Genomic DNA, 26,124 nt, shown 5'->3' with positions numbered 1-26,124 from the left:
TATTGATTGTATGTCCGTTTCCATTACATAGGAAGGTGATTATATATTTGTGCCGAATGTAGAGGGTACTACAAGAGTTTTCCATTATCTATCGAATTAGTTAGTCATGATTACGGACAGGGGATTTTGGCGTGTTTGATTCTATCAGAAAGTAAAGTATGGGGAGGATCACAATGTCGATGAAAAAACGTAAGTGGCTAAAGACAATGTTTACTGGTTGTGTTTTAGGTTCGTTATTAATAACGGCAGCTTGTTCAGGAAAGAAAACAAGTACAGAGGATGAAAAAACGGTTAAGGTAGGAGTCCTTGCTTCTTTAACAGGACCGCTAGAATCGTATGGAAAACAAACAGTGAACGGATTTGAATTAGGGTTAGATTATGCAACTGGTGGAACTGGGAAAGTAGATGGGAAAAAGATTAAGTTTGTTGTAGAAGATACAGAAACGAAAGCGGATGTAGCAGTTAAAAAAGCTACGAAGTTATTAGAAGAAGAGAAAGTTGATTTTTTAGTTGGATCGTCTAGTTCCAGTGATACGTTAGCGGTTTTACCACTGGCCGGGGAATATGAAAAGATTATGGTTGTAGAACCAGCAGTAGCGGATAGTATTACCGGGAAGAACTGGAATAAATATATTTTTAGAACTGGAAGAAGTTCCTCACAAGATGCGATTGCAGGAGCAGCAGCAATTGCGAAAAAAGATGTAAAGATTGCGACATTTGCCCCAGATAACGCTTTTGGTCGAGAAGGGATTGCTGCATTTAAAGCGGGTGCGAAAAAATTAGGTGCGAACATTGTGAATGAGCAATACGCGGATACAAATTCAACAGATTTTACAGCGAATATTCAAAATATCATTAGTTCAAAACCAGATTACTTATTTATCGTTTGGGCAGGGGCAAATTCACCTTGGAAACAGTTGAAAGATATGAATGTGGAAGCGCAAGGTATTAAAATTTCTACAGGTGCGCCAGATATACCAGCATTAAAAACAATGGATGCATTAGTAGGTATGCAAGGTTTTTCTGTATATTATCACACACTTCCAAAAAATAAAGTGAATGATTGGCTAGTTGAAGAGCATAAAAAACGTTTTAATGGTGCAGTGCCAGATTTGTTTACAGCGGGAGGAATGTCAGCAGCAATTTCTATTGTAGAAGCCTTAAAGAAAACAAAAGGTGATACAGATGTAGATACATTGATTAAGAAAATGGAAGGAATGGAATTTGATACACCGAAAGGAAAGATGAAGTTTAGAGAGAAGGACCACCAAGCGATGCAGACGCTGTATTCTGTCACATTGAAAAAGCAAGATGGTGTTGATTATCCGGTGCCAGTATTAGAGCGAGAATTAACGATGAAAGAGACAGAACCACCAGTTCAAAGTAAATAGACTGAATTTTCTGTTGTTTTTGTATAAAGAGGGGGGACCCTCTTTATACATATTTCTTTCATACTCACGGCTTTAAAGGGAGGGATTTCGTGACACATTTGCTAGAGACGAAAAATCTTAGCGTATCTTTTGGTGAACATCATGTTATTAAAGATGTAAATTTAACTGTCCAAAAAGGAAATCTCATTTCTATTATCGGGCCAAATGGTGCGGGGAAGACAACATTATTTAATTTACTAAGTGGACAGATTTCACCCACAACAGGTGAAGTGTATTTTAAAGGGCAAGATATTACAAAACTATCGATTTCAGATCGAACACGCTTAGGAATCGGTCGCTCTTTTCAGCTTACAAACATATTCCCAGAATTAACGGTACTTGAAAATGTCCGTTTAAGTGTTCAATCATTCGTACAAGATTACTATAGTTTTTTCCCGAGTCCAGCAAAATTAAAGCAACAAGTTGGAGAGGCGAGACGTTTCTTAAAAACAGTATTACTTCACGAGAAAGAGAACGTATTAGCGAAAGATTTGGCACATGGAGAGAAAAGAAAGCTAGAACTTGCGATGTTATTAGCTTTAAAAACGGATGTGTTATTACTTGATGAGCCGACGGCAGGTATTTCGGTTGAGGAGGTCCCTGCTATATTACAAGTGATTGAAAATATTAAGAAACATCCAGAGAGCACAATTGTACTTATCGAACACAAAATGGATATGATACTAGGTTTGTCAGATCATCTTATCGTTTTATTTCATGGAGAGTTATTGGCTGAAGGATTGCCAGAAGAAATTATGAAAGATGAGCGTGTACAAAGTGCTTATTTAGGGGGATTATATAGTGGCACTATTACAAGTGAATAATATAGAAACGTATTTAGATCAGTTTCATATTTTGCAAGGAGTATCTCTTGCTGTTGAGAAAGGGACAATTACTGTACTGTTTGGTAGAAACGGGGCAGGGAAAACAACGACATTACGTTCAGTTATGGGGTTTCACCGCATTGCAGATGGTGAAATTTATTATGATAGTGCAAAAGTAAGTGGATTACCTACACATTTAATTTCAAGGAAAGGAATAGGGTATGTACCAGAAAATCAAGGTATTTTTCATGATTTGACAGTAGAAGAAACATTCGCTCTTGCTAGGGGAAAAGGTGAGGAAGTAGAAGGGAAAATAGAGTGGATGCTGGAACTATTTCCGGATTTAAAGCAGTTTTGGAATAAGAAAAGTGGGCTCTTGAGCGGAGGGCAAAAGCAAATGTTGGCTATTTCAAGAGCGTTTATTAATAGTGATGGATTATTACTTATTGATGAACCGAGCAAAGGGCTATCCCCGATAATGGTGGAGAAATTAATGGTAGCTATTTTGAAGATGAAAGAGAAAACAACAGTTTTACTTGTTGAGCAAAATTTTATGATGGCCAGTCAAATTGGCGATTATTTTTACATTATGGATAACGGACGAATTGTTCATAACGGTTTTATGAATGAATTAAAAAAGGATAAGGAAATGTGTCATAAATATTTAGGAATCTCTTAACATGAATCCGAGGTGAAAAGGGTGGATGTGTTAATCAATTTATTTGTAAATGGGATTTCAACAGGGATGCTCATTTTTTTGTTAGCATCAGGTCTTTCACTTATTTTCGGTCTAATGAGTGTTTTAAACTTTGCACACGGTGGTTTATTTGCATGGGGAGCATTTACAGGTGTTTGGTTATTTAATATGACAGGAAGTTATATATTAGCTTTAGTTGGAGCAGTAGCCATGGGAATGTTCCTAGGATTTATTTTAGAAAGGTTTCTTATTAGACCGGTATATGGAAATCATGTTCGACAGCTGCTCGTTACGCTTGGAGGAATGCTCGTTCTTAGTGAGTGTATTAAAATATTTTGGGGGCCAAACCCTATTAGTGCAAAATTACCGTTATGGTTACAAGGAAGTTTTACATTCGGAGGTATTATATTAATTAAATATCGTCTATTTGTTATTTTGATTGGGATAATTATTTACATTGCACTACTACTATTACTCAAAAAGACGAAGATAGGTCTTATGATCCGTGCAGGTGTAATGGATAAAGAAATGGTTCAAGCGCTTGGTATTAATGTAAAAGCAATATTTTCTTTCGTCTTTTTATTAGGAGCAGGGATGGCAGCTTTGGGAGGATTCTTATTAGCACCGTATTCGGGCGTTATTTTCGCCGAGATGGGCATGCAGTATGCAATTTTAGCTTTTATAGTAGTAATTATCGGTGGATTAGGAAGCGTACAAGGTTCAGCTATTGCTTCTTTAATTGTTGGATTAGCTGGTGCTTTTACAGCGTATTTTATACCAGATTTATCACTTGCAATTAATATGTTAATGTTACTATTTTTCTTAATAGTGAAGCCAACTGGACTTGTTGGTGAAAAGGGGTGAAATGGTGAACAGCACATCGGACCGAATTAAAGTATACTTCGGAGTATGTATGCTCATTTGTTTAAGTGTATTTCCGTTCGTAAATGATTCACGGAGCCTGTTAATTTTGTTCACTCAAATCTTCATCTTTGCTATTTTTGCAATGAGTTTTGATGTATTGCTTGGGTATACAGGAATTGTATCGTTCGGTCATTGTATGTTCTTTGGGATAGGAGCATATGGGGTAGCGCTTTTATTTGATCGACAAGGCGTATCAATAACGAACTTTTTAATTGGAATAGTAGCTGCAATTATCATTTCAGCAATCGTTAGTTATATAATCGGTTTACTTTCTTTACGGCTGAAAAGTCATTTTTATGCGATGTTAACACTTGCTATTTCACAGTTGTTTTTCGTCCTTGCTGAAAAATGGCGTGGGCTCACTCACGGAGGGGATGGTTTTACATTTGGTGTACCAGACGTATTCCGTGATCGTTTTACGTTTTATTATGTAACACTTATATGTTTACTTACCATTTTTGTTCTGTTACGTCTTTTCACCAAATCTTCTATTGGAAAAGTATTAAAGGCAATTTCACAAAATGAGCAACGTGTTGAAGCACTAGGATATAAAGTGCTGCATTATAAAATTATTGCTAGCATTGTTGCAGGAGTAGTAGCTGCGATTAGCGGTGGTTTATTTGTTATCACTTTACGCTTTGTTAATACGACTGTATTTTCAATTGAAATGACATTAAATGCATTATTGATGACAATGATTGGAGGCGTCGGAACGTTAATTGGAGCAATTGCAGGAGCTGGAATTATTGAATCTCTGAAATATTATTTATCAGAACTAGCTACAGAGTATCCGATTTTTGAAAGATGGACGATTATTCTTGGTTTATTGTACATTATCGTATTGCTAGTTTTCCCGAAAGGATTAGTTGGCACGGTTAAGGGACTGAAGAATATGAAACGGAATAAGAAGGGGAAAAGTGCAGAAGTGGAGCAAAATGTGTGAAAAATCAATTGTATAGAATATGAAAATCCCTCTTTTAGATTCATAAAGGAGGGATTTTTTATTAACCAAATAGTTCATCAGGGATTTGTTTAAAAGAGTTTTGATTTGTAAAAAAATGAACAGCTAATTTCTCAACTGGAACATCTTCAATTGGTACCAATTTATCATTTTTAATCGGTAAAAAAGCTATTCCTTTTCCATCATCAATAAACTCTTCCATAAGCGAATAAGAATCCAACTGTTGAAGTTGTCGCTGAGATAGATTGTTTTCTTTTAGAAATTGTATTGTCTTATTCCTAAAAGGGCACTTTTTGTCATTGCTAACGAAGAAAATTTCTTTTGAATAATCAATGGTACATTTTTCTTTCGCTTTTAATAAGCCTACAGAAATTGAGGTCGTGAACACTTTTTTAAACGATGCGTCAGGATAACCCTCATAAGTTATGACCATATCAACTTTTTGTTGCTGAAGTAATTTTTGCAAATGACTACTACTTTCTACATATATTTGATAATTTCTGAAGTTTTCTTCAATACGCTTACTTAAATAATTTGTCAAAATAGATTGTGACGTCGCTATTATATAAGAAGAACCACTCGTTTTAATTTCATCTTTTACTTCTTCTAATAGAGTTAATATTTTATTCGTGTAATCTAATAAAATGTCACCAGCAGGTAACAAGGAAACGCCTTTGTTATCTCTATGTAGTAAAGGCGTTTCTAATTCTTGTTCTAATTTTTTGATTCGCTCAGTTACGTTCGGTTGAACATATCCTAACTCTTTAGCAGCTTTACTAATAGAACCCTCACTGGCTACAGTTTTGAATATAATAAGATCATTTATTTCCATGTATCTCAGCCCCTTATGCACTATCATTATAAATGATACCAAACATAATTTATACCTATTTTACGTTAGCCACTTATCGATTTATCATAATGTATATAAGATTGAAAGCGAGTGATAAACATGATTGGAATGCAATATAAGGTAATTCTTCCAAAGGATTATGACATGGAAATTATTAAGAAAAGGGTAAAGGATAATGGCTATAAAACTGATGGTTTCCAAGAACTAAATTTTAAAGCTTATTTAATTACGGAAACGGAGAAAGACGGGAATTTTTATAACTGCTATGCACCTTTATATATTTGGAATGGTCATGAAGGGATGAATAAATTTATCTTTGAAGGGTATTACGATAATATTTTACAATCGTTTGGTTGGCAAAAAATAAATATAGGTGTTCCATTAGTTGTTAATCTAAGTGGTGATTTTAAGAATTGTAAGTATGTTGTTGAATACGTGGGGAGTATTTCTCAAAAGAATTCATTGATTGAAACTCAATTTAACATTTTTAATAAGAATGTCCAGAATACAGAAAATTGTAAAGGGAATGTAATAGTGTATAACCCAGATAGGTGGGGATATAGTCAGTTTGAATTTTATGAAGTAAAGCCTGAGACTGAAGAGATAGAGGATATTACAATATATGAGATTTTACACATTTCACAGTAGATGCGGAATTGAAATATAAATAAATTATTTATAAAAAATCCATTTTGATTCAAGTAATAATTTTCAAAATGGACTTTTCTTAATTATCTTATGTATATTCAAAACAAATGACTGCTTTTCTTAATTCTTTATTAAAGAATAAGTAAATACGATCGGCACCATAAGCTTGAAAATAATAACCTGTAACAAATCCAACATATGTAAAGGGATGTCCGTATTCATCTTTTGGTACATATAGAAGATTCGTAAAATCAAAAATTTCGTCTTCGTTCTCGCCGTTTTCTAATAATTCTTCACCTTCTTCTGTCATAAAACGAACATCATCTAGGATACCATTTATCATGGGATAATTTAATCCCCAGCCATTTGTTTGTTTTTCAGCAAACTCTCGTTCTAATACTTCTACAGATGTTATTTCTTTTCCAAAGCTAGAATAAGGATAAATTTTTTGATTACGTTGAAAATATTCTTTACGGATTTGATAATTTCTTTCATTACTCTCGTAGGCTTGTTCTATTATGTCAGAATTATTTTGTTCGATTTCGAAATAATTCCAATCCGCTTCAAATTTATATTTTCCATTAATGACATCGAATCCTAATGTATCTACTTTCGTAAAATTTGTGTGAAATGGTTTGGTGAAATCACCCACGCAACCATCATGGATTTCTTTTGCTGACACAATATGTAACCATTCGTCCAATTCCGGTTCAATACATTGTAAGTTTATAGAACAAATGGGTAAAAAGTGCTTTTTATGTTGTTCCAAATCATCATAAAATATGTCTTCATATTCAGGAAATGGTTTTATAAATTGTTTAGAAATATGCATGTTCTGCCCACCTTTATATTAGTACTTTGTTTAATTTTATCATTTTATTTGAATTTTTTCTTATTTAAAATTTTATCATATATCGAACAGTTGAGAGATGATGCGAAGTAAGACTTCATACTTATACATACCCTTATTACATTCGACACATAGCGACAATATACTGTTCATTTATCTGTTAGTATAATATATAGTTTTTGGGGATTTTTATCATTTTCACAGTTGGGGGAAGGGAATTTATGTTTAAAAAAATCGCGACAGTCACTTTAGCAGGGACGTTAGCTTTCAGTTTATCGGCATGTGATGAGAAGAAAGAAGTAGCTAAAACTGTATCAAATAATACGAAGGAAGAGCCAAGTAGTGCTAAAAAAGAAAATACGAAGAATGAAGATACAAGAGAATATAATGTTGAAAAAACTACTCAAATTAGAAATCAAAAATTAACAGTCCATAAAGTACAAATAGCACAAGTGGCAGAATATGACAAGCTGGAAAAAGGTAATGAGTTTGTTATTGTTCATGTTACAGTAGAGAATATTGGTAATCAAAAAGTTAGAATTAATCCATTAGATTTTTACCTTGAAAGAGGAGATGGAAGTATCGTGGACCATACATTTTCAACTAGTAATAAAAATATTTTTAAAATTAAAGATGTAGATCCAAACGGTAAGTTAACAGGAGCCATAACATTTGAAGCGAAAAAAGGTGATTCTAATCTTGAATTAATTTATAGACCTGATGTTATGTCTAAAGAGGAAGTAAAAGTAGAACTTAAATGATTTATCCCGTAAGAGCCCGATTGGTGTAAACAAGGGCCTTTTATGCAAACTTATACAAGTTTTACATGAAGACGGTATACTCAAATGAATTTACGGTACGATAAAAGAAAATAATAGATTAGAAGACGATGTGAATTTCAAACATATTGTTTTGAAAACAAAAAATAAATGCATGATAAGGATTGGCGTTGGAGCTTAATCCTTTTTTTATGGAGGTGTAGAGAATGGCAAGTAGACCTAATACTACACGAGTGATGCCTTTAGTTAAGTACAAGTAAGTTGAGTTATATATAAAATGAAATTATTTCTTGCATTACTATCACTTGAGTGGTAAAGTGATAGTAAGATTAACGCTAGGAAGTGACAAAACATGCGTGATAATACGATAGGATCATTAATATGGTTACGTTTAATACGATTTACGAACCAAAGTAATCAAATGTCAAATGAGTTTTTAAAACGTTTTGATTTAACGACAGCTCAATTTGATGTGCTTTTGCAAATACGTACGTATCAACCACTAACACAAATGGAGTTAGCTGAAAAGGTAACTGTTACACAAGGTGGCATTTCTCGAATGTTAACTCGTCTTGAAAAAGAAGGATATATTGTACGAAAACAAGATTGGAAAACGAAAACAATTAGTCTTACAGAGCAAGGAGAAGCAGCTTTAGAGAGAGCATTGCCAGAGCAACTTGCATTTCAATCATCTTTTTTTGATGATGTATTAAATGAAGAAGAACAGAAAATATTATACGAGCTAATGACAAAAGTTCATAAGCATAGTGAAAAAAAAGAATTACCGAAAGAGTAATTTTTTTTACAACATCAATTGACTAATCAAGTGAAGTTATAGGCAATAGGAAAATACATTTGACTTACAAACATTTTTAAAAGAGAAACTAATAACACTTCATTAAAGGAGAGAGTAATGATGGAAAAATACCGTATGGATACAAATAAAGGGATGGAGTTTGGATTATATTCAATTGGTGATCACGTTTTAAATCCGCATAACGGAGAGAAAATTAGTGCAGAACAAAGAATTCATGAATTAATTGAAACAGCTAAGTTAGCGGATGAAGCTGGACTTGATGTATTTGCTGTCGGTGAAAGTCATCAAACGCATTTTACAACACAAGCTCATACAGTTATTTTAGGAGCTATTGCACAAGCTACGAAAAATATAAAAATTGCAAGTTCAGCAACGATAGTAAGTACATCTGATCCGGTACGAGTATATGAGGATTTTGCTACAATTGACTTAATTTCTAATGGACGTGCAGAAATCGTGGTTGGTCGTGGATCTCGTATTGGGGGATATAGTTTACTTGGTTATGACGTGAATGATTATGAAGAATTATTTGAAGAGAAGATGGATCTTTTATTAAAAATTAATAACGAGGAACATGTAACTTGGAATGGACAGTTCAGAGCACCACTTGCATACGCATCGGTTATTCCAAGAGCGAAAAATAATAATTTACCAATTTGGCGTGCAGTTGGTGGCCCACCAGCTAGTGCGATTAAAGCAGGGCGTGCGGGTGTGCCAATGATGATAACAACACTAGGTGGTCCAGCTATTAACTTTAAAGGATCAGTAGATGCTTATCGTGAGGCTGCTGTACAAAGCGGATTTGATCCAGCTAGTTTACCAGTTGCGACAACGAGTTTATTTTATACGGCAAAAAATTCACAAGATGCACTTAGTGAATATTACCCTCACATTAATGCTGGTATGCTCACACTGCGCGGTGGTGGGTATCCGAAACAGCAATTTACAAATGCAATAGATTACCGTGATGCTTTAATGGTTGGTAGCCCACAACAAATCATTGAGAAAATGCTTTACCAATATGAATTGTTTGGCCAACAACGCTTTATGGCACAAATTGATTTTGGCGGTGTACCATTTGATAAAATTGAGAAAAATATTGAATTAATTGCTACTGAAATTTTACCAGCCGTTAGAAAACATACAGCAAAATAAATAAAAAAACTGAGAGTCTAATCGATTCTCAGTTTTTTTATTTGTTCTGGAAAAATGACAAAAAAATGAACTTTTAGTCGAGGAAGAGGGAAGTTATTTTCTATTTTTGAATAACATTATTTTGAGTTTGAATTTTGAAAATACATTTTTCTCTTGACAAAAAACAAGCATTTATCGAGGGTGGTTTCGAGGACATTTTTTCGGGTGAAAGTCAAGTGTATGAAGAAAAAAACGATTGTTTTATAGATATAAAAGTAAGCCGTATATTGAAAAAATACATTTTGCTAATGAGAAAAATCTGATTCAAAAAAATGACAAAAGACATATTTCAGACAAAATGATGTCAATAATACGTCAAAAATAACCTGAATTTACTATGCAGGTATATTATACAATTCGATTAACGAATAAAACACTACAGAAATAGTGAAAAGGTAAAAAATAGCATTACAATAGTTTGAAAAACTGAAATTTCATATTTTTCGACAATACATACAAAATGTTTTTGTCTTTTCGTATTTCTTAATAATTGAGTTTGATACGATTGCTCAATTAACTTTTATTATAAAAACTATGAAGGAAGTGATTTTAGTATGGAAACGCTCGAATTGGCACGAATACAGTTCGCATCAACAACGATTTTCCATTACTTTTTTGTTCCGCTGTCAATTGGTTTAGCTTTTATTATTGCGATCATGCAAACGTTGTATGTGGTAAAAGGGCAAGAAGTATATAAGAAGATGGCAAAGTTTTGGACGCAATTATTCCTTATTAACTTTGCAGTAGGTGTAGTAACAGGTATTTTACAAGAATTTCAGTTTGGTATGAACTGGTCAACGTATTCACGTTTTGTAGGTGATGTATTTGGTCCCTCGCTTGCAATTGAAGGATTGCTGGCATTTTTCATTGAGTCTACATTCCTAGGTTTATGGGTATTCGGTGAGGATAAATTACCGAAGCGAATTCACTTAATGTGTATTTGGCTCCTTTCCATTGGAACGATGTTATCAGCATTCTGGATTTTAACTGCAAGTGCATTTATGCAGTCACCTGTCGGGTATGAAATGGCAGCGGATGGTCGTGCGCAAATGAATGATTTCTTAGCCATTATTCAAAACCCACAACTATGGGTACAATTCCCGCATACAATTACAGCGGCAATTGCAACAGGTGCATTCTTTATTGCTGGTGTAAGTGCATGGAAAATTACAAAAGGACAAGAAACTGTAGTATTTAAAAAATCTTTCCGAATTTCTATCATTGTTGGAACAATTACAACGGCGCTTGTATTATTCTTCGGTCATGCACAAGCGCAACAATTAATTAAGACACATCCAATGAAGATGGCGGCAGCTGAAGCGCTATGGAATACAAGTGAGGATCCAGCACCATTTACAGTATTTTCGAAAATTGATACAGAGAAGAAAGAAAATTCGTTTGAAATTCAAATCCCTTATATGCTAAGTCTATTATCGTATGATAAGTTTAGCGGTCAAGTTGAAGGGATGAATCAAATTCAAAAACAATATGAAGAAAAATATGGTCCTGGAGATTATATTCCTCCAGTGCATACAATGTTTTGGAGTTTTAGAGCGATGGTAATGAGTGGAACATTCATGCTTCTTCTAGGAGCTTACGGATGGTTCTTATCAAGAAAAGATCGTTTAGCTGAAAAAACGTGGTATTTAAAATTAATGGTGTATGCAATTTCTCTTCCATTCATCGGTAATACAGTAGGGTGGATTATGACTGAAATGGGTCGTCAACCTTGGGTTGTATTTGGTGTAATGAAAACAGAAGATGCTGTATCACCAAATGTAACATTCGGTGAAGTATTATTCTCACTTATTTCATTCACATCAATGTATTTAATTATGGGTGGAATTTGTGTGTACTTATTTGTTCGTACCATTAAGGGCCATAAGAATAAGAAAACGAAAAAGGATTATCAAAGCCATGATCCATTTGATAAGGAGGAAGAGTATGTTATCTCTTAATGAGTTATGGTTTTTAGTTATTGCAATCTTATTTATTGGATTCTTCGTACTGGAAGGTTTCGACTTTGGGGTAGGAATGGTTTCGAGGTTTTTAGGAAAGAATGATTTTGAAAAACGAGTTTACTTAAATACAATAGGACCGTTCTGGCACGCGAATGAAGTATGGCTTGTTTGTGCTGGTGGAGCGATGTTTGCGGCATTTCCGCACTGGTATGCAACTTTATTTAGTGGTTTTTATATTCCGTTTGTATTTATGCTCCTTGCTTTAATTTTAAGAGGTGTTTCCTTTAAATTTCGTGCGAAAATAGATAATCATAAATGGAAGAGTGCGTGGGATTGGGGGATGTTTATTGGAAGTATGTTACCTCCTATCCTTTGGGGAGTTGCGATTGCAAACTTTATGGTAGGTGTACCTATTGATGAGAGTAAAAATGTTGTAGGTGGATTCCTGCAATTACTTCATCCATTTGCGTTACTTGGAGGAGTAATGTTTCTCCTACTATGTATTGTTCACGGATTACAATTTCTTACGATACGTACAACTGGTAAATTGAGAGAACGTGCACGAATTACTGCAATAAAAATTGCACCATTTTCATTAATTACACTTCTTGTTTTTGCTGGTGTGGGGTTATGGAAAACCGACATTTTCACTGCTCATGGAACAGAATGGATTATGGTACCAATCGGAGCTTTTGTAGCACTATTAGTGTCCACTTTATTAAATAAAAGAAGAAGAGATGGTTGGGCTTTCTTTATGACGAGTTTAACAATCATTTTACTAAGTGCGAGTGTATTTATCGGTATGTTCCCACGTGTTATGATTAGCTCTTTAGGAGCAATGAATGATTTGACAATTTACAACGCAGCATCAGGAGCTTATGCATTAAAACTTATGACTTACTTTGCGATTGCTATTTTGCCTTTCGTTATCGGAAGTCAAATATGGAGTTATTATGTATTTAGACAACCTGTTAAGTCAGACAACGATTTGGAGTACTAATGAAAAGAAAAAGAGGACTTCCGTCTTATCCCGGTAGCCGTATTTTATATGTAGCGTTAACGATTATTAGTATTTTAGAAGCTTTTAGTATTATTGCGCAAACAATCTTTTTAGCACGAGCTATTACGTTTTTATTTCATGGAGAGACAGTACAAACAATATTAAGTGAAATTGTTTATTTTGGTATCGCGTTTGCAGCGCGACACATAGTAGTTCGAACATCACAAATATTAGTGGAACGTTTTGCTGAAAAAACAGGGTCGTTACTAAGAAAACAACTAATAGAGGCATATTTCACATTAGGTCCAAGGTATGTTCAAACTGTCGGAACTGGTCATCTGGTTACCTTATCAATTGAAGGGATTGAGAAATTTAAAACATATATTGAATTAACGATTCCTAAAATGATTAGAAGTAGCATCGTTCCAGGTCTAATTGTACTATACGTTTTTACGCTAGATATTGAGTCTGGAATCATTTTAGTTGTAACGATTCCTATCGTGATCATATTTATGATTCTTCTCGGATTAGCAGCGCAAAAAATGGCAGATAGTCAGTACGAGATATATCGTGTACTTTCGAACCATTTTGTAGATACGTTAAAAGGTTTAGAAACATTAAAGTATTTAGGGAAAAGTGAACAGCACGAAGGAAAGATTGAAAAAGTAAGTAAAAGGTATAGAAAAGCAACGATGCGTACTTTGCGAGTTGCTTTTCTTTCTTCTTTTGCATTAGATTTCTTTACGAGTTTATCAATCGCGTTTGTGGCAGTTGGATTAGGGATACGTTTAATAGATGGAACGATTATACTATTACCAGCCCTAACAATTTTGATTTTAGCTCCGGAATATTTTCTGCCGATTAAACAAGTGGGAGCAAATTATCATGCAACATTAGATGGACAAATTGCGATGGAGCAAATAGAAGAGATTTTGCAACAACAAAAAAGAATACAAAAGAAAGATTTAAATGAAGATATAGTATGGAATGCCTCTAGTAGCTTGAAATTACAAGACATCAAAGTTAATAATACTGAATCTGAAAAGGCTATATTAGAAGGAATTAATTTTACTTGGGAAGGTAACGGTGCTATTGGTGTTATTGGTGAAAGTGGTGCAGGCAAATCGACGTTAATCGACGTATTAGCAGGTTTTTTATCTCCTTCGAGTGGAAAGATGTTAGTAAATGGTGTAGAAGTTGATGGATCTACTCGTGAAGATTGGCAAAAAAATATCGCTTATATTCCGCAGCAACCTTATATTTTTCCGCTTTCATTAAAGGATAACATTCGTTTTTATGAAACAAATGCAACAGATGAAGAAGTTGAAAGAGTTATTAATGAAGTCGGCCTGCGTTCACTCGTTACATCACTTCCAAATGGGATGCACGAAAGAATTGGAGAAGGTGGACGTATGCTAAGTGGCGGACAAGAACAGCGTGTTGCTATGGCGCGTGCACTTTTAAGTAAAAAACCAATCATTTTATTAGATGAGCCTACGGCACATCTTGATATTGAAACCGAATTTGAAATAAAGCAAGCGATGTTACGTCTATTTAATGGAAAGTTAGTATTTTTAGCAACCCACCGTCTACATTGGATGAAACAAATGGACCATATCCTTATTTTAAATAAAGGGGAAATGAAAGAAAGTGGGACGTATGAAGAACTTTTAGAGAATGAGACATTACATTTTCATAGGGAAGAGAGGGGAGAGAAATGAGTAACTGGGTTAAACCTTATATAAAACAAAATAAAGGTAGAATGACTTTAACTATTTTCCTTGGTCTTCTTGGAGTTAGTTCAGGAGCGATGTTACTTTTTATTTCAGGTTATTTAATCTCAAAATCTGCCCTTAGACCAGAAAATGTAATGGCTGTATATGTTCCTATTGTTGCAACAAGAGCGTTTAGTATAGGGCAAGCTGTATTTCATTATATAGAGCGCTTAGTCGGACATGATGTCGTACTACGTATATTAGAAAAAATGAGAACGAGGCTATATAGAATAGTAGAACCACAGGCGTTATTTTTCCGTTCTCGATTTCAAACGGGTGATATGTTAGGAGTGTTATCCGAAGATATAGAGCATTTGCAAAACCTATATTTACGTACAATATTTCCTAGCATATTAGCGCTAGTTGTTTATAGTATCTTTGTACTTGTTATCGGTGCATTTGATTTTGTTTTTGCACTTATTGTAGGTTGTATGTTAGCTATTATCGTTTTTCTTCTTCCGTTTGTATCATTACTTTTGATGAAGAAACATCATGTTACTTTAAAGCAAGGCAGAAGTCGTTTGTATCAACAACTGACGGATGCTGTTTTTGGATTATCTGATTGGCAGGCAAGTGGTCGTAAAGGTGAATTTATTAATGAGTATGTAAAACAAAATGATCAGTTGTTAAAAATCGAAAAGAGAGTGAAACGCTGGTATCATATTCGGGACAGTATCATTCAATTAGTAGTAGGTATTGTAGTTATTTCGATGATTATATGGACTGGAAATGAAGCGGCAAGTGAACAAATTGCTCCTACAGTTATCGCAGCTTTCGTATTAATGACTTTATCTGTAACGAACGCGCTTATTCCTATTGCAGATGCCATCGATCGAATACCGTCGTATGTAGAATCTACCCATCGTCTTAATGGCGTAGAAAGTGATAGTGTTTTACATGATGAAACGGATTTGCATGGAGAGAAAGATTATATTGAACCAAAACATGTAGATATTGAACTGAATCACGTATCGTATAGTTATCCAGATAGTAATGAGATTGTATTAAAAGATGTATCACTACAAATAAAGGCAGGAAAGAAAATTGCCATTTTAGGAAGAAGCGGAACAGGAAAATCTACTTTGTTAAAATTGTTAACAGGTGCGCTAAGCCCGTTACATGGTGAAGTTTTATTGAATAGTGAACATGCTCATACGAATCTTTTATCAAAATATATTTCTGTATTAAATCAAAAGCCGCATTTGTTTGATACGACAATTGGAAATAATGTACGAATTGGCAAACCAGAGGCAACGGATGAAGAGATATGGAAAGCTTTAGAGAAAGCACAATTAGCTTCACATGTTACTTCTCTTCCGGACGGATTACAAACAAAAATGCATGAAATGGGAAAGCGGTTTTCTGGTGGGGAAAGACAAAGGGTTGCTTTTGCTAGAACTCTTATGCAAGAAACACCAATTATTGTACTTGATGAACCGACTATCGGTTTAGATCCAAAAACAGAATTGTCTTTAATTGAAACAATGTTTTCTGCAACGGAAGAAAAGACGGTTATTTGGATTACGCACCATCTTGTAGGAATAGAACATGTAGACGAAGTTATATTCCTTGATCGAGGCCAAATTGTCATGCAAGGTAGTCATAAACAACTTCTGAAAGAAAATGAAAAGTATCGTAAACTTTATGAGTTAGATAAAGGAATATGATTTGAATAAGCAATAATTGTAAAAATAGCTACACCTAATGGTGGAGCTATTTTTTTTGTTAGATTGCAGGTGTATATGATTGTTACGAATTAAAAATGAATTTCATATTATACATATAATGGAGGGGATGTACATGAAGGAACAATATAAAATCATTGTTTTAAGTGATGAATTATCAGGGGATAGGATTCGAAATACGTTAGACAAAAATAAATGTAAAACAATAGTTCATGTTGTGGACGTTTCAGATGTTGTTCGTATAGAAAGTTCTTTTCAATATATAGTCATTTGGAGAGGGGACGCAGAAAAACTTACAAATGATTTGATAAATAGGGGCGTGCAAAGTTCAAAAATTATTAATTTAACAAAATACATGTATGAATGGAAGGATAAATTAATTTCTATCTATCAAATAAATCCGGATCTTATGTCTTTATACATTTCTATGAAAAAAGCAAAGAGTGATCCGACGTATGAATTGTTTGCTACCGGTTTGTCTTATCCACATTGTGGCATAAGTACGGAGCTTCTCTCAAAAAAGTCAATAAAATTAACACTTCCATCGCAAGATCTATACTATGATTATTTAATAGCGTCACAACTTTTATCAAACAATCATTCATTTCAATATTGTTTAATAGGAATAGCCTATTTTTCGTTTTACTTTGATATGTCGTTATCATCTGAATCATATAGAATTCACAAAGTATATTATCCATTGTTTCAAGATGGTCATCATACTGTAGTTCACTCTCCTCTACCCACTGATGGATTCTCACATCTAAATACTCCGAAACCACTTCTTTCTATTTTTAATTTGCATTTTGAATATATTTTATTAGACGAACTAAAAGATGAATCATTGATACTGCCTTGGATAAATGCTGAATGGAATACTACTTCTCTTCATATTCCTTTTGAAGAACACGGGAAAATAAGAGCAGCTTCACATGCTAAATTGGCGTATCCTCATACTTTAGTTGAAAATAAAATAATTTTAAAAAAATATTTAGAATTACTGTTAAAAAATGATATAAAGCCATTAATTGTTGTATTCCCTGTTACTTCACATTATTTTAATTGTAGTAGTAAGAAATTAAAAGAAGATTTTTATAAAGTTATAAATGATTTTCAAACTCAATATTCTTTTCAAATTATAGATCTATTTGATTCACCATTATTTTGTGATGATGATTTTTATGATAGTGATCATATGAATAAAAAAGGTGCAAATAAAATGTCCGCGTTATTAAATATGTTTATTTAGGAACGAAAAGTATGATATTTTGTTTCATGTTTGCATAAAAGTATATAGGCTCCATACAGTTAAAGTAATGTGATTTTTTGTCGCGTATATAAATAATATGCGAAGAGGTGAGAGAGTTAAAATGAGAACTCGTATTGAAAGAACTGAAGAGGTGGTAGAGCAACTTCCGTTGGTGAGTGTATTAATTCCTACGTATAATCGTCCTCGTTACTTTGAAAAGGCGTTATGTAGTGTGTTAGAACAAACGTACCCTAATATAGAAATTTTAGTCGGAGATGACAGCACGAATGATGAAACAGAAAAAGTGTTACAAAAATACTTATGTGATCATTCAAATATTATTTATATAAAAAATAAATCAACTCTTGGACAGTTTGAAAATGCGTTAATGTTATTTAATGAAGCGAACGGTGAGTATATAAATTTTTTAATGGATGATGATGTATTTCATGTAAAGAAAATTGAAAAAATGATGAAGTATTTTTTCAATGATTTAGATAATGAAATTAAGCTTGTAACATCTCATCGTCAAGTAATTGATGATAAAGGGAAAGAACTGCGACATATTTATTCGACTGTCCGTTTATTTGAGGAAGATACGATTATAGAGGGAACAGAATTAGGAAATAAGGTAATTGTGGATCAAAAAAATTATATCGGAGAACCGACAACAGTTTTATTTCGTAAAAATGATTTACAAGAACCGTTTGGGATTTTTGATAAGAGGAGGTATCTATGTAACGTAGATATAGCTTCATGGTTATCTTTATTAAGTAAAGGAAAAGCAGTATATATAGCAGAGGCACTTAGTTACTTTCGATTACATCCAGATCAACAGTTAAATGAATCTAATAAAATGATGGATGGATTAGAAGATTTTTCACATAGTATTCTAGCAGGAGAAAAATATGGTTTCTTATCCACCGAAAAAGAGTTAGACAAAGCGATGACTAATTTTCTAGATTACGCAAGAAGGATAGTTCCATCATCGATATTATATACATTAGACTATTATCAAAAAATTAAAGAAAAGAAAATAAACATAGAAAAGAAAAAACAACATATAAATAATAATTCGCCTTTACCGAAAGTAAGCATACTTATTCCTGCGTACAATAGACCTTATTACTTGGAATTGGCACTCAACAGCGCTCTAAATCAAACATATGAGAATATTGAAATTGTTATTTCTGACGACAGTACAAATAATGAAGTCAATGCTATGATTCAACCGTATTTACGTGAATATGAGTGTATTACATATGTTAAAAATGAAACGCCGTTAGTTGCCGAAAACTTTAATAAGTGTGTAGAACTTGCGAATGGGGACTATATAAACTTTTTATTAGATGATGATTTATTTCATCATGAAAAGATCGAGAAAATGATGAAATACTTTTTGACGTTAGAAAATATTTCATTTGTGACGTCATATCGTGAACTGATTGATGGGGATGGAGAGGTATTACCACCTTCAACATTAAATATGAAAATCGCGAAAGAAACTACACTTTTTGAAGGAAAAGAATTAGGAAATTATATGTTAAAAAACTTGAAAAATGTAGTTGGTGAGCCGACAACAGTTTTGTTTAATCGGGATTTGTTTGACGGGAAGTTTGGATATTTTAAAGGAAAGGCTTATTCTGCTATTAATGACATTGCAACTTGGCTAGATATGATGAGGAAAGGAAAAGTAGTTTATATACAAGAACCTCTTAGTTATTTTAGACAACATAGTGGACAAAATCAAAAACAAATGCATTTTATTTTAATGACAATTGAAGAGTGGATTGAATTGATTATTGATGCGTATAATAGTGGATTTTTAAGTTCTGAAAGAGATTATAAAGAGAGTTTATCTTATTGTTTAGAAAATGCGGGATTTATAGTTAAGGATGCTGTAAGAAATGGGGAGCTAGATCAAATTTATAATGAAAAGATAAAAAAAGGGTTAAACAAGTTAGTTGCTCATATATTCGAGAAAGAATGTTGTTATTGTCAATATTGCAATCAACAATTTGAACAATTTTCCCCTTGGCCAGCACATTATGATTTTCCAAAATATAAATTTGAGATGTGGAATAAAGATACAGGTATATGTCCAATTTGTAGTTCGATGGATCGTGAAAGATTGTATCGGGTGTACATTGAAACGGAAACGGACTTGTTAAGTAGAAACTATACTATGCTTCATATTGCACCTGAAGCGAAATTAAGAGATTGGTTTAACGAGTATAAAAATATTACGTATGTATGTGGTGACTTAGAACCGAAGGATCCATTAATGAAGGAAATTGATGTTACAAGAATTACATATGATAGTAATACTTTTGATGTAATATTATGTAGCCATGTGTTAGAACACGTTCCTGATGATGATAAAGCAATGCGAGAGTTATATAGGGTTCTAAAGCCAGGTGGATGGGGAATTATTCAAGTACCAATCGTAATGAATGTGGATTCTATTATAGAGAATGAATTAATTGTAACTCCACAATTAAGGAAATTAGCTTTTGGTCAAGAAGATCATGTGAGAATTTATAATCAATCAGGATTTATTCAACGATTAATGAATGCAGGATTTAAGGTAGAATTATATAACATAGCGGAAAAACAAGGAATGAAAAGCGCTAGGAAATTTGGATTATCTGAAACAGATATGCTCTATATTGTCCGAAAATGATAGGAAGGAATAGATAGATATGGAGAATATTCCTTTTTTACGTGCTTCAACTGTACCTGTAAGTGAGTATTTGGACGAATTGAAGGAAATTGATACATCTCACATATATACGAATTATGGACCTATAAATCAACGTTTTGAGGAAACAATTATGTCGTCATTTTTTCAAAAAAGGGGAGCTGTTACAACAGTAGCAAACGCAACGTTAGGGTTAATGGCGGCTATTCAACTAAAGAAAAGAAGAAAGGGAAAGTATGCTCTCATGCCTAGCTTTACATTCCCTGCGACTGCCTTAGCCGCTATTTGGTGTGGATTGGAACCTTACTTTATTGATATTTCAATAGATGATTGGTATATGGATAAAACCGTACTTTTGCATAAGATAGAAGAATTAAAAGAAGAGGTTGCGATTGTTGTCCCGTACGCCACTTTTGGATCATGGATGAACTTAGAAGAATATGAAGAATTAGAGAAGAAGGGGATTCCGGTTGTCGTAGATGCGGCGCCGGGATTTGGTTTAATGAATGGAGGGATGCATTACGGTCAAGATTTTAGTGGAATGATCGTATATAGCTTTCATGCAACAAAACCGTTCGGAATTGGTGAAGGAGGGCTCATATATAGTAAAAACGAAGAAGATATACAACGTATTAAAAGAATGGGGAATTTCGGATTTGATAAAAATCGTGAATGTACGATGATGGGGTTTAATTGTAAAATGTCTGAATACGCAGCAGCTATTGGGATTGCGACTATAAAAAAGTGGGATCAAAAATTAAAAGAACGCACCCTTATTTCTGAATGGTATAAACAGTTGTTACAAAATACTGGGTTAATGAAAAAAGGGTGGAAAGTCCAAAAGACAGAAGCAGTTATTCACCAATTTATGCCTATCATTTGTCCAGAAGAAGTTCGCAACATACAAGTAATAGAAGAACTGAAAAAACAGAAAATAGAAGCTAGATTATACTTTTCACCATCTTGCCACCAACAAGTTCTTTTTAGAAACTATAAGTCTACAGATTTAACAAAAACGAATAAAATAGCAAAACGAATCGTAAGTTTACCTTTATGGGAAGGAATGACGGAAGAAATAGTAGAACAAATTGTAAGCTGTTTAGGGCAGAAGGTGGTTTGGGCAGATGAATAGTTTTTATAGCCAAGAAGAACTAAAGAAAATTGGATTTTTATCTGTTGGGAAAAATGTATTGGTTAGTAAAAAAGCAAGTATATATAATCCGAGTGCTATATCAGTAGGTAATCATGTAAGAATTGATGATTTTTGCATTTTAAGTGGTAAGATCACAATTGGAAGTTATTCGCACATATCAGCGTATACAGCGTTATATGGAGGGGAAGTTGGGATTGAAATGCATGATTTTGCAAATATCTCAGCTAAAACAATCGTATATGCAGTACTTGATGATTTCAGTGGAAATACATTAATGGGGCCAACCGTCCCAAATCAATATAGGAATGTGAAAGCAGAAAAAGTTATTTTAAAAAAACATGTGATTATTGGTGCTAATTCTATTATTTTTCCAAATGTAACTGTAGGAGAAGGTACGGCAGTCGGCGCGATGAGTATGGTAAAAGAGAGTTTAGATGATTGGTATATTTATGCTGGAGTTCCCGTAAGAAAAGTAAAGCCTCGTCAAAAAAAGATGCTAGAGTTAGAAATTGATTTTTTAAAAAGCATTCATTCTTAACAAAAAAGAATGAATGCTTTTTATTTTTATCCCGCTATTTGCCGAGCAGTAAAACCCCATCTCAAAATTGAGTGAAAGGAATGAAGTTAGGTTGGGGCCTTGTTGCCAGTAAAAAACGATTGGTGAGGGCTAATTAAAGTTTCACTTTATGATGGAGCAGAGAGTATCTTAACTTATTATGTTTTAAATTTTGCTGACCAAGGCAATACTGAGCCATAGTGAATGTAAAGTTGGAGGGCGAGCGTATATGTTTGATGAGGATGGGATTGTTTTAATTATGGAACCAGCTGATGAAAGAAACTTGAGGAGATTTATTTTTTCAGTGCCAAAGTCAGTGTATGAAAAGAAAGGGCTTACATTACACTATGGAACAGCTATAGGACAAGGATATATGGATATAATTGAAGATATTATAAGCGTACATATAGAAATAGATGTTGTAACGATAATAGGGCATGTAAGAGGATAAATAGCTATTTGAAAAAGGTTATAAACAATTTAGCTAGAAGTTATGTATAGAGAAAATTACAGACAATGATAAAGACGAAGGGAGTCTAAAATGAAAATAAAATCAATTTTATTAGTATTTATAGTTTCAATTGGTTTAATGGGATGTTCAATAGTGGAAGAAGGAAAGAACTCCATAGATTATGCTCAAAAGGCGACAGACTATGTAAATGAAATAAGTGCATTTGCAAATGATGCACCAGCATTAGCAGAAAAGGCCGTCAATGATAGTGAGGCTCGAAAAGAATTAGAAACGAAGCTTAGTGAAATTAAACAAGATATACCCGCATTCAATGAATTAACGCCACCTGATGTAGCAAAGGATCTTCATCAACAAATCGTCGGATATAACGAAAAGTTAAATACGTTAATTGATACGGCGATGACAAAGATAGAAGAAGGGAAAGTGGATGTAGAGCAATTTAAAAACTCTGAGCTTATGCAGACGGTAGATCAAGTTCGAGATTTGAAAGATAAAGTGCAAAATTTAGGTCAATAGTAAAAAGCTCCGTTTGTGATAAACGGAGCTTTTTACTATTGGATACAATAAACGATTACACCAACGATAATAATCATGTTGCCGATGAGTTTACGTTTCGTTATTTTTTCTCCTAGGAAATACCAACCAAAAATTAATATGATGATATAACTTAAGGATTCTAATGCTGATGCTTGTTTTAATGCCATGCCCTTCATGGCGATAACATTTAATCCGGCGTTAATTACAAATAAAGAGTAGCCGATAATAACATAAGGATTCACATATTCTTTTATTCTAGAATCGTATTGTTGCAAAGTAGCTTTTTTTAATAATATTTGTGAGTAATTAGCTAAAATTATCCCGAAAATAAATAATAACATATAACTATTCATCTTTTGTCACCACCACAATTCCGACGATAATAATAGCTGCACCAAGTAGATGATTCCACTGAATCGTATCTCCAAATAGAAATACTGACCAAAGCATTGACCACAGTATAATAATCCCGCGATGTGAATATGCTTTTGAAATTTCGAAATGTTTAATTACTTGTTGCCATAAAATTGCATATCCGAATAAAAGTATAACTAATCCGAAATAAGCAACAAAAAATGAGATGGAAGCAATGGGGAATTTAGCTGCCCATTTCATGTAAACCATAATGATAGAATATATCAAAAAAGCTACATGTAAAAATACGTAATTTTTAATAGTTGGTTTCATTTATTCACTCTCTTTTACATATAAATATATATTTATATCTATCTTTTCCTAATAATAGATATTGGAACGTATTTTGTTTAATCTTTCACATTCCAAAGTATATAGTATCATGGCTTTTATTGTAAGACAATAGAAGCCATGCATTCATTTTTTCCAAGGTTCTACAATATGTATCGTTTTATTTGTTGCATCCAACTCTACTTGAACACCGATAGGCATGGTAATCATTGGATGTGTATGACAACAATCGAAGTCAGCTAGAAAAGGAATTCTTTGATTTTGAAGTACTTCTAATAGTATTTCAAAAGGTTTTCGATTTGTACCACAATCATCAAATTGCTCATGTTTTCCAAGAATGATACCTGAAATTTTATCGAATACACCGTTAATTTTAAGTAATGAAAAGCTTCTTTCAATAGTAGCTGCATCTTTTGAACTGTCCTCAATAAAGAGAATGTCACCTTCTTGAATATGTGGCATATAGGGGCTACCCCAAATTCCTTGTATCGTGTTTAAATTCCCGCCAATAATACGCCCGGTAGCTTTTCCATCAATTACTGAAATCCAATCGTTTGGTCGAAGTTCTTTCTCCTTTGTCTTTTCTTCCCAATTAATAAATTCATCTGACCAAAATAATGGTTGTTTTATATGATAAGGAAGAGAATGATCATGTAGTAAAGTTTCAGCGAAATATTTGTATGTGCAATCAACAAAAGGTTCAAATTCGCCAAAGGAAGGGACGAGAGCTGGTCCATAAAATGTAGGGATTCCTGTTTTGGCGTAAATTGCTAGTAATAAAGCAGTTGCATCTGAATACCCAATCATTATTTTAGGGTTCTTTAGAAAAGCATCATAATCAATATAAGGTAATATTGAATTTGAATTCACCCCACCAATTGTTGACATAATACAAGAAATATTAGGATTTCTTATTAAGACATTTAGCTCCTCAGCACGCTCTTGTATACTACCAGAACGATAAAAATCATATCGACCTGTTAATGAACCTTCTAATATATGAAACCCTTTCTGTTGTAAGTAAGATTTTGCTCGTTCAAATCTCTTTGGTGAAGTGTAGGTTACTGGTGAAGAAGGGGAGTAGATCCCAATTGTGTCTCCGTATTTTAATGATTTTGGAAGTAGCACTTGTATGAATCCCTTCTATTAAATAGTTTATCTCGCTATTTGACGGGTAGCCCGATTGGGGGCTGATTAAAGTTTCGCTTTATTTACGAGATTTTATTATTGAATATTCTTACGTTTCAACATTGTAAGTTTAACATAAGTAAATTAAAATAATCATTGCTGTACTATGAATAAATATACCTTTTACCTTGACTATATAAAGGAATTGTTGTTAAGGTTAAATGTGAGTGTATAAAAGGTTTGCTAAAGGAGTTTTGAAATGAATCGGTTAAAATGGGGAAGGATGACAGTCCTATTAGTCATTATTTTAGGGATATGTTGGTTCTTATTCCAAGGAAATCAAAAAAGCGTAGCGAATGTAGAAGGACAACCTTTGCAAGTGGCAGAACTACCTAAAGCAGGATTTACTGAAAAAGTAGTCCCGCCAAAGTACATCCCACCAGAAATTAACGCAAAAGCAGCTATGATTATCGATGCGAGTGATGGAGATATTATTTATCAATATAATGAAAATGAAGCTTTTGCACCGGCTAGTATGTCTAAGATGATGACAGCGTATCTTCTACTAGAGAGTATACATAACGGGAAAGTTCGCTGGGAAGATCCAGTGAAAATGAGTGCGAAGGCGGCACAAACAGAGGGAGCGAGAATCCCAGTACAAGTTAATGACACATTAACTGTTAAAGATTTATATCATGCATTAATGATTGAGTCAGCTAATAATTCAGCTGTGGCTTTAGCAGAACATATGGCAAAATCGGAGAAAGATTTCGTTCAGCTTATGGATGCAAAAGCGAAACAGTTAAAAATGTCGGAACATGCTAAATTTGCAAATGCGTCTGGATTACAAGAGCCAGATGGAAGTGAAACAAAAATGACGGCTGCTGATGTAGCGCAATTGGCGTATCATCTTATAAAAGATTATCCGGAAATATTAGAAGTGACTCACTTACGCCAAAGTCAGCTAGCATTTAATAATATTAATGTTATAAGCACAAACGACATGTTAAATAGAAATAATAAAAGTTTATATATAGAAGGAATGGACGGACTAAAGACTGGATTTACAGATAGTGCAGGATACTGTTTTACTGGGACTGCAAAGCAAGGTGATAATCGAATTATCACAGTGGTCATGGGGACATCAAATAAAACAAAACGTTTTACAGAGACAAATAAGTTAATGTCGTATGCATTTGGATTAGTTAATTAAGTAAGTAAAATA

25 protein-coding genes are annotated in these 26,124 nt (G+C 33.6%); 20 read left to right on the top strand and 5 right to left on the bottom strand.

Annotation, left to right across the window (positions count from 1 at the left end; all coding sequences use genetic code 11):
- The first annotated feature begins 173 nt into the window (after positions 1-173).
- From AC0OM3_RS15355 to AC0OM3_RS15335, 5 genes are all read left to right on the top strand, one after another.
- Positions 174-1,391 carry a substrate-binding domain-containing protein gene (locus AC0OM3_RS15355; RefSeq protein ID WP_046945390.1) on the top strand — a complete coding sequence of 406 codons (1,218 nt, stop codon included), beginning with the start codon at positions 174-176 and terminating at the stop codon, positions 1,389-1,391.
- Between the two features lie 89 nt (positions 1,392-1,480).
- Positions 1,481-2,254: an ABC transporter ATP-binding protein gene (locus AC0OM3_RS15350; protein WP_474212297.1), complete on the top strand. Its 774-nt coding sequence runs from the start codon at positions 1,481-1,483 to the stop codon at positions 2,252-2,254.
- The gene (locus tag AC0OM3_RS15345; RefSeq protein WP_001196696.1) at positions 2,232-2,933 is read left to right on the top strand and encodes an ABC transporter ATP-binding protein; all 702 of its coding nucleotides are present in this window, start codon (positions 2,232-2,234) and stop codon (positions 2,931-2,933) included. The genes AC0OM3_RS15350 and AC0OM3_RS15345 overlap by 23 nt, the downstream gene beginning before the upstream one ends.
- Positions 2,934-2,954: 21 nt before the next feature.
- Positions 2,955-3,815, top strand: coding sequence for a branched-chain amino acid ABC transporter permease (locus AC0OM3_RS15340; RefSeq protein WP_000382787.1), 861 nt, complete (start codon positions 2,955-2,957; stop codon positions 3,813-3,815).
- Between the two features lie 49 nt (positions 3,816-3,864).
- Entirely contained in the window at positions 3,865-4,818 is a 954-nt protein-coding gene (locus AC0OM3_RS15335; protein ID WP_046945529.1) for a branched-chain amino acid ABC transporter permease, read from the top strand.
- Between the two features lie 61 nt (positions 4,819-4,879).
- On the opposite strand, the gene AC0OM3_RS15330 is transcribed toward AC0OM3_RS15335, so the two are convergent.
- The gene (locus tag AC0OM3_RS15330; protein WP_046945389.1) at positions 4,880-5,668 is read right to left on the bottom strand and encodes a LysR family transcriptional regulator; all 789 of its coding nucleotides are present in this window, start codon (positions 5,666-5,668) and stop codon (positions 4,880-4,882) included.
- A 120-nt stretch (positions 5,669-5,788) separates the two neighbouring features.
- On the opposite strand from AC0OM3_RS15330, the gene AC0OM3_RS15325 reads away from it, so the two are divergent.
- Complete coding sequence (locus AC0OM3_RS15325) at positions 5,789-6,337, top strand: DUF4865 family protein (protein ID WP_474212294.1); 549 nt, start codon at positions 5,789-5,791, stop codon at positions 6,335-6,337.
- 88 nt (positions 6,338-6,425) lie between these two features.
- On the opposite strand, the gene AC0OM3_RS15320 is transcribed toward AC0OM3_RS15325, so the two are convergent.
- Positions 6,426-7,169: a siderophore biosynthesis protein gene (locus AC0OM3_RS15320; RefSeq protein WP_474212292.1), complete on the bottom strand. Its 744-nt coding sequence runs from the start codon at positions 7,167-7,169 to the stop codon at positions 6,426-6,428.
- A 239-nt stretch (positions 7,170-7,408) separates the two neighbouring features.
- Here AC0OM3_RS15320 and AC0OM3_RS15315 point away from each other — a divergent pair, with 239 nt between their 5' ends.
- The 13 genes from AC0OM3_RS15315 (at position 7,409) to AC0OM3_RS15255 (ending at position 23,045) form a co-directional block, all read left to right on the top strand.
- Positions 7,409-7,948: a DUF4352 domain-containing protein gene (locus tag AC0OM3_RS15315; protein WP_474212291.1), complete on the top strand. Its 540-nt coding sequence runs from the start codon at positions 7,409-7,411 to the stop codon at positions 7,946-7,948.
- A 370-nt stretch (positions 7,949-8,318) separates the two neighbouring features.
- On the top strand, positions 8,319-8,762 hold the full coding sequence (locus tag AC0OM3_RS15310; protein WP_001205522.1) for a MarR family winged helix-turn-helix transcriptional regulator: 444 nt from the start codon (positions 8,319-8,321) through the stop codon (positions 8,760-8,762).
- Positions 8,763-8,882: 120 nt separating this feature from the next.
- Positions 8,883-9,938 carry an LLM class flavin-dependent oxidoreductase gene (locus tag AC0OM3_RS15305; protein WP_000417563.1) on the top strand — a complete coding sequence of 352 codons (1,056 nt, stop codon included), beginning with the start codon at positions 8,883-8,885 and terminating at the stop codon, positions 9,936-9,938.
- A 593-nt stretch (positions 9,939-10,531) separates the two neighbouring features.
- Complete coding sequence (gene cydA / locus AC0OM3_RS15300; RefSeq protein WP_000448869.1) at positions 10,532-11,935, top strand: cytochrome ubiquinol oxidase subunit I; 1,404 nt, start codon at positions 10,532-10,534, stop codon at positions 11,933-11,935.
- Positions 11,922-12,938: a cytochrome d ubiquinol oxidase subunit II gene (gene cydB / locus AC0OM3_RS15295; protein WP_046945386.1), complete on the top strand. Its 1,017-nt coding sequence runs from the start codon at positions 11,922-11,924 to the stop codon at positions 12,936-12,938. The genes cydA and cydB overlap by 14 nt, the downstream gene beginning before the upstream one ends.
- Positions 12,938-14,659 carry a thiol reductant ABC exporter subunit CydD gene (cydD, locus tag AC0OM3_RS15290; RefSeq protein WP_000824022.1) on the top strand — a complete coding sequence of 574 codons (1,722 nt, stop codon included), beginning with the start codon at positions 12,938-12,940 and terminating at the stop codon, positions 14,657-14,659. Before cydB ends, cydD begins: the two co-directional genes overlap by 1 nt.
- Complete coding sequence (gene cydC, locus AC0OM3_RS15285) at positions 14,656-16,380, top strand: thiol reductant ABC exporter subunit CydC (protein WP_151522701.1); 1,725 nt, start codon at positions 14,656-14,658, stop codon at positions 16,378-16,380. Before cydD ends, cydC begins: the two co-directional genes overlap by 4 nt.
- 133 nt (positions 16,381-16,513) lie before the next feature.
- Entirely contained in the window at positions 16,514-17,647 is a 1,134-nt protein-coding gene (locus tag AC0OM3_RS15280) for a hypothetical protein (RefSeq protein WP_000664249.1), read from the top strand.
- A gap of 121 nt (positions 17,648-17,768) precedes the next feature.
- Positions 17,769-20,330 (top strand): glycosyltransferase, encoded by a 2,562-nt coding sequence (locus AC0OM3_RS15275; RefSeq protein ID WP_001260430.1) that lies wholly within the window; start codon positions 17,769-17,771, stop codon positions 20,328-20,330.
- 19 nt (positions 20,331-20,349) lie between these two features.
- Positions 20,350-21,480: a DegT/DnrJ/EryC1/StrS aminotransferase family protein gene (locus tag AC0OM3_RS15270; protein WP_000427962.1), complete on the top strand. Its 1,131-nt coding sequence runs from the start codon at positions 20,350-20,352 to the stop codon at positions 21,478-21,480.
- Complete coding sequence (locus AC0OM3_RS15265; protein WP_001084185.1) at positions 21,473-22,039, top strand: acyltransferase; 567 nt, start codon at positions 21,473-21,475, stop codon at positions 22,037-22,039. Before AC0OM3_RS15270 ends, AC0OM3_RS15265 begins: the two co-directional genes overlap by 8 nt.
- 247 nt (positions 22,040-22,286) lie before the next feature.
- Positions 22,287-22,508, top strand: coding sequence for a hypothetical protein (locus AC0OM3_RS15260; RefSeq protein WP_000459099.1), 222 nt, complete (start codon positions 22,287-22,289; stop codon positions 22,506-22,508).
- Between the two features lie 90 nt (positions 22,509-22,598).
- Complete coding sequence (locus AC0OM3_RS15255) at positions 22,599-23,045, top strand: DUF6376 family protein (protein ID WP_000695203.1); 447 nt, start codon at positions 22,599-22,601, stop codon at positions 23,043-23,045.
- A gap of 35 nt (positions 23,046-23,080) precedes the next feature.
- On the opposite strand, the gene AC0OM3_RS15250 is transcribed toward AC0OM3_RS15255, so the two are convergent.
- The 3 genes from AC0OM3_RS15250 to AC0OM3_RS15240 all read right to left on the bottom strand — a co-directional run bounded on the left by AC0OM3_RS15250 (position 23,081) and on the right by AC0OM3_RS15240 (position 24,899).
- Positions 23,081-23,419: an EamA family transporter gene (locus AC0OM3_RS15250; protein ID WP_001089868.1), complete on the bottom strand. Its 339-nt coding sequence runs from the start codon at positions 23,417-23,419 to the stop codon at positions 23,081-23,083.
- Positions 23,412-23,753: an EamA family transporter gene (locus tag AC0OM3_RS15245; protein ID WP_000805125.1), complete on the bottom strand. Its 342-nt coding sequence runs from the start codon at positions 23,751-23,753 to the stop codon at positions 23,412-23,414. The genes AC0OM3_RS15250 and AC0OM3_RS15245 overlap by 8 nt, the downstream gene beginning before the upstream one ends.
- 144 nt (positions 23,754-23,897) lie before the next feature.
- A complete protein-coding gene (locus AC0OM3_RS15240) occupies positions 23,898-24,899 on the bottom strand; it encodes a S66 family peptidase (RefSeq protein ID WP_000926323.1) in 1,002 nt (333 codons plus the stop codon).
- A 259-nt stretch (positions 24,900-25,158) separates the two neighbouring features.
- Here AC0OM3_RS15240 and AC0OM3_RS15235 point away from each other — a divergent pair, with 259 nt between their 5' ends.
- A complete protein-coding gene (locus tag AC0OM3_RS15235) occupies positions 25,159-26,112 on the top strand; it encodes a D-alanyl-D-alanine carboxypeptidase family protein (RefSeq protein WP_001080880.1) in 954 nt (317 codons plus the stop codon).
- Positions 26,113-26,124: the final 12 nt, after the last annotated feature.

The organism is Bacillus sp. FAU20 (assembly GCF_056033865.1).
Note: the sequence above shows the minus strand (reverse complement) of the source record. Positions and strands in the feature narration are given on the sequence as shown.

What these genes read in the sequence shown, in the direction of transcription:
- AC0OM3_RS15355 (WP_046945390.1), top strand. Translation starts at nt 174, where the DNA reads ATGTCGATGAAAAAACGTAAGTGGCTAAAGACAATGTTTACTGGTTGT.
- AC0OM3_RS15335 (WP_046945529.1), top strand. Translation starts at nt 3,865, where the DNA reads ATGCTCATTTGTTTAAGTGTATTTCCGTTCGTAAATGATTCACGGAGC.
- AC0OM3_RS15330 (WP_046945389.1), bottom strand. Translation starts at nt 5,668, where the DNA reads ATGGAAATAAATGATCTTATTATATTCAAAACTGTAGCCAGTGAGGGT.
- AC0OM3_RS15325 (WP_474212294.1), top strand. Translation starts at nt 5,789, where the DNA reads ATGATTGGAATGCAATATAAGGTAATTCTTCCAAAGGATTATGACATG.
- AC0OM3_RS15320 (WP_474212292.1), bottom strand. Translation starts at nt 7,169, where the DNA reads ATGCATATTTCTAAACAATTTATAAAACCATTTCCTGAATATGAAGAC.
- AC0OM3_RS15315 (WP_474212291.1), top strand. Translation starts at nt 7,409, where the DNA reads ATGTTTAAAAAAATCGCGACAGTCACTTTAGCAGGGACGTTAGCTTTC.
- AC0OM3_RS15310 (WP_001205522.1), top strand. Translation starts at nt 8,319, where the DNA reads ATGCGTGATAATACGATAGGATCATTAATATGGTTACGTTTAATACGA.
- AC0OM3_RS15305 (WP_000417563.1), top strand. Translation starts at nt 8,883, where the DNA reads ATGGAAAAATACCGTATGGATACAAATAAAGGGATGGAGTTTGGATTA.
- cydA (WP_000448869.1), top strand. Translation starts at nt 10,532, where the DNA reads ATGGAAACGCTCGAATTGGCACGAATACAGTTCGCATCAACAACGATT.
- cydB (WP_046945386.1), top strand. Translation starts at nt 11,922, where the DNA reads ATGTTATCTCTTAATGAGTTATGGTTTTTAGTTATTGCAATCTTATTT.
- cydD (WP_000824022.1), top strand. Translation starts at nt 12,938, where the DNA reads ATGAAAAGAAAAAGAGGACTTCCGTCTTATCCCGGTAGCCGTATTTTA.
- cydC (WP_151522701.1), top strand. Translation starts at nt 14,656, where the DNA reads ATGAGTAACTGGGTTAAACCTTATATAAAACAAAATAAAGGTAGAATG.
- AC0OM3_RS15280 (WP_000664249.1), top strand. Translation starts at nt 16,514, where the DNA reads ATGAAGGAACAATATAAAATCATTGTTTTAAGTGATGAATTATCAGGG.
- AC0OM3_RS15275 (WP_001260430.1), top strand. Translation starts at nt 17,769, where the DNA reads ATGAGAACTCGTATTGAAAGAACTGAAGAGGTGGTAGAGCAACTTCCG.
- AC0OM3_RS15270 (WP_000427962.1), top strand. Translation starts at nt 20,350, where the DNA reads ATGGAGAATATTCCTTTTTTACGTGCTTCAACTGTACCTGTAAGTGAG.
- AC0OM3_RS15265 (WP_001084185.1), top strand. Translation starts at nt 21,473, where the DNA reads ATGAATAGTTTTTATAGCCAAGAAGAACTAAAGAAAATTGGATTTTTA.
- AC0OM3_RS15260 (WP_000459099.1), top strand. Translation starts at nt 22,287, where the DNA reads ATGTTTGATGAGGATGGGATTGTTTTAATTATGGAACCAGCTGATGAA.
- AC0OM3_RS15255 (WP_000695203.1), top strand. Translation starts at nt 22,599, where the DNA reads ATGAAAATAAAATCAATTTTATTAGTATTTATAGTTTCAATTGGTTTA.
- AC0OM3_RS15250 (WP_001089868.1), bottom strand. Translation starts at nt 23,419, where the DNA reads ATGAATAGTTATATGTTATTATTTATTTTCGGGATAATTTTAGCTAAT.
- AC0OM3_RS15245 (WP_000805125.1), bottom strand. Translation starts at nt 23,753, where the DNA reads ATGAAACCAACTATTAAAAATTACGTATTTTTACATGTAGCTTTTTTG.
- AC0OM3_RS15235 (WP_001080880.1), top strand. Translation starts at nt 25,159, where the DNA reads ATGAATCGGTTAAAATGGGGAAGGATGACAGTCCTATTAGTCATTATT.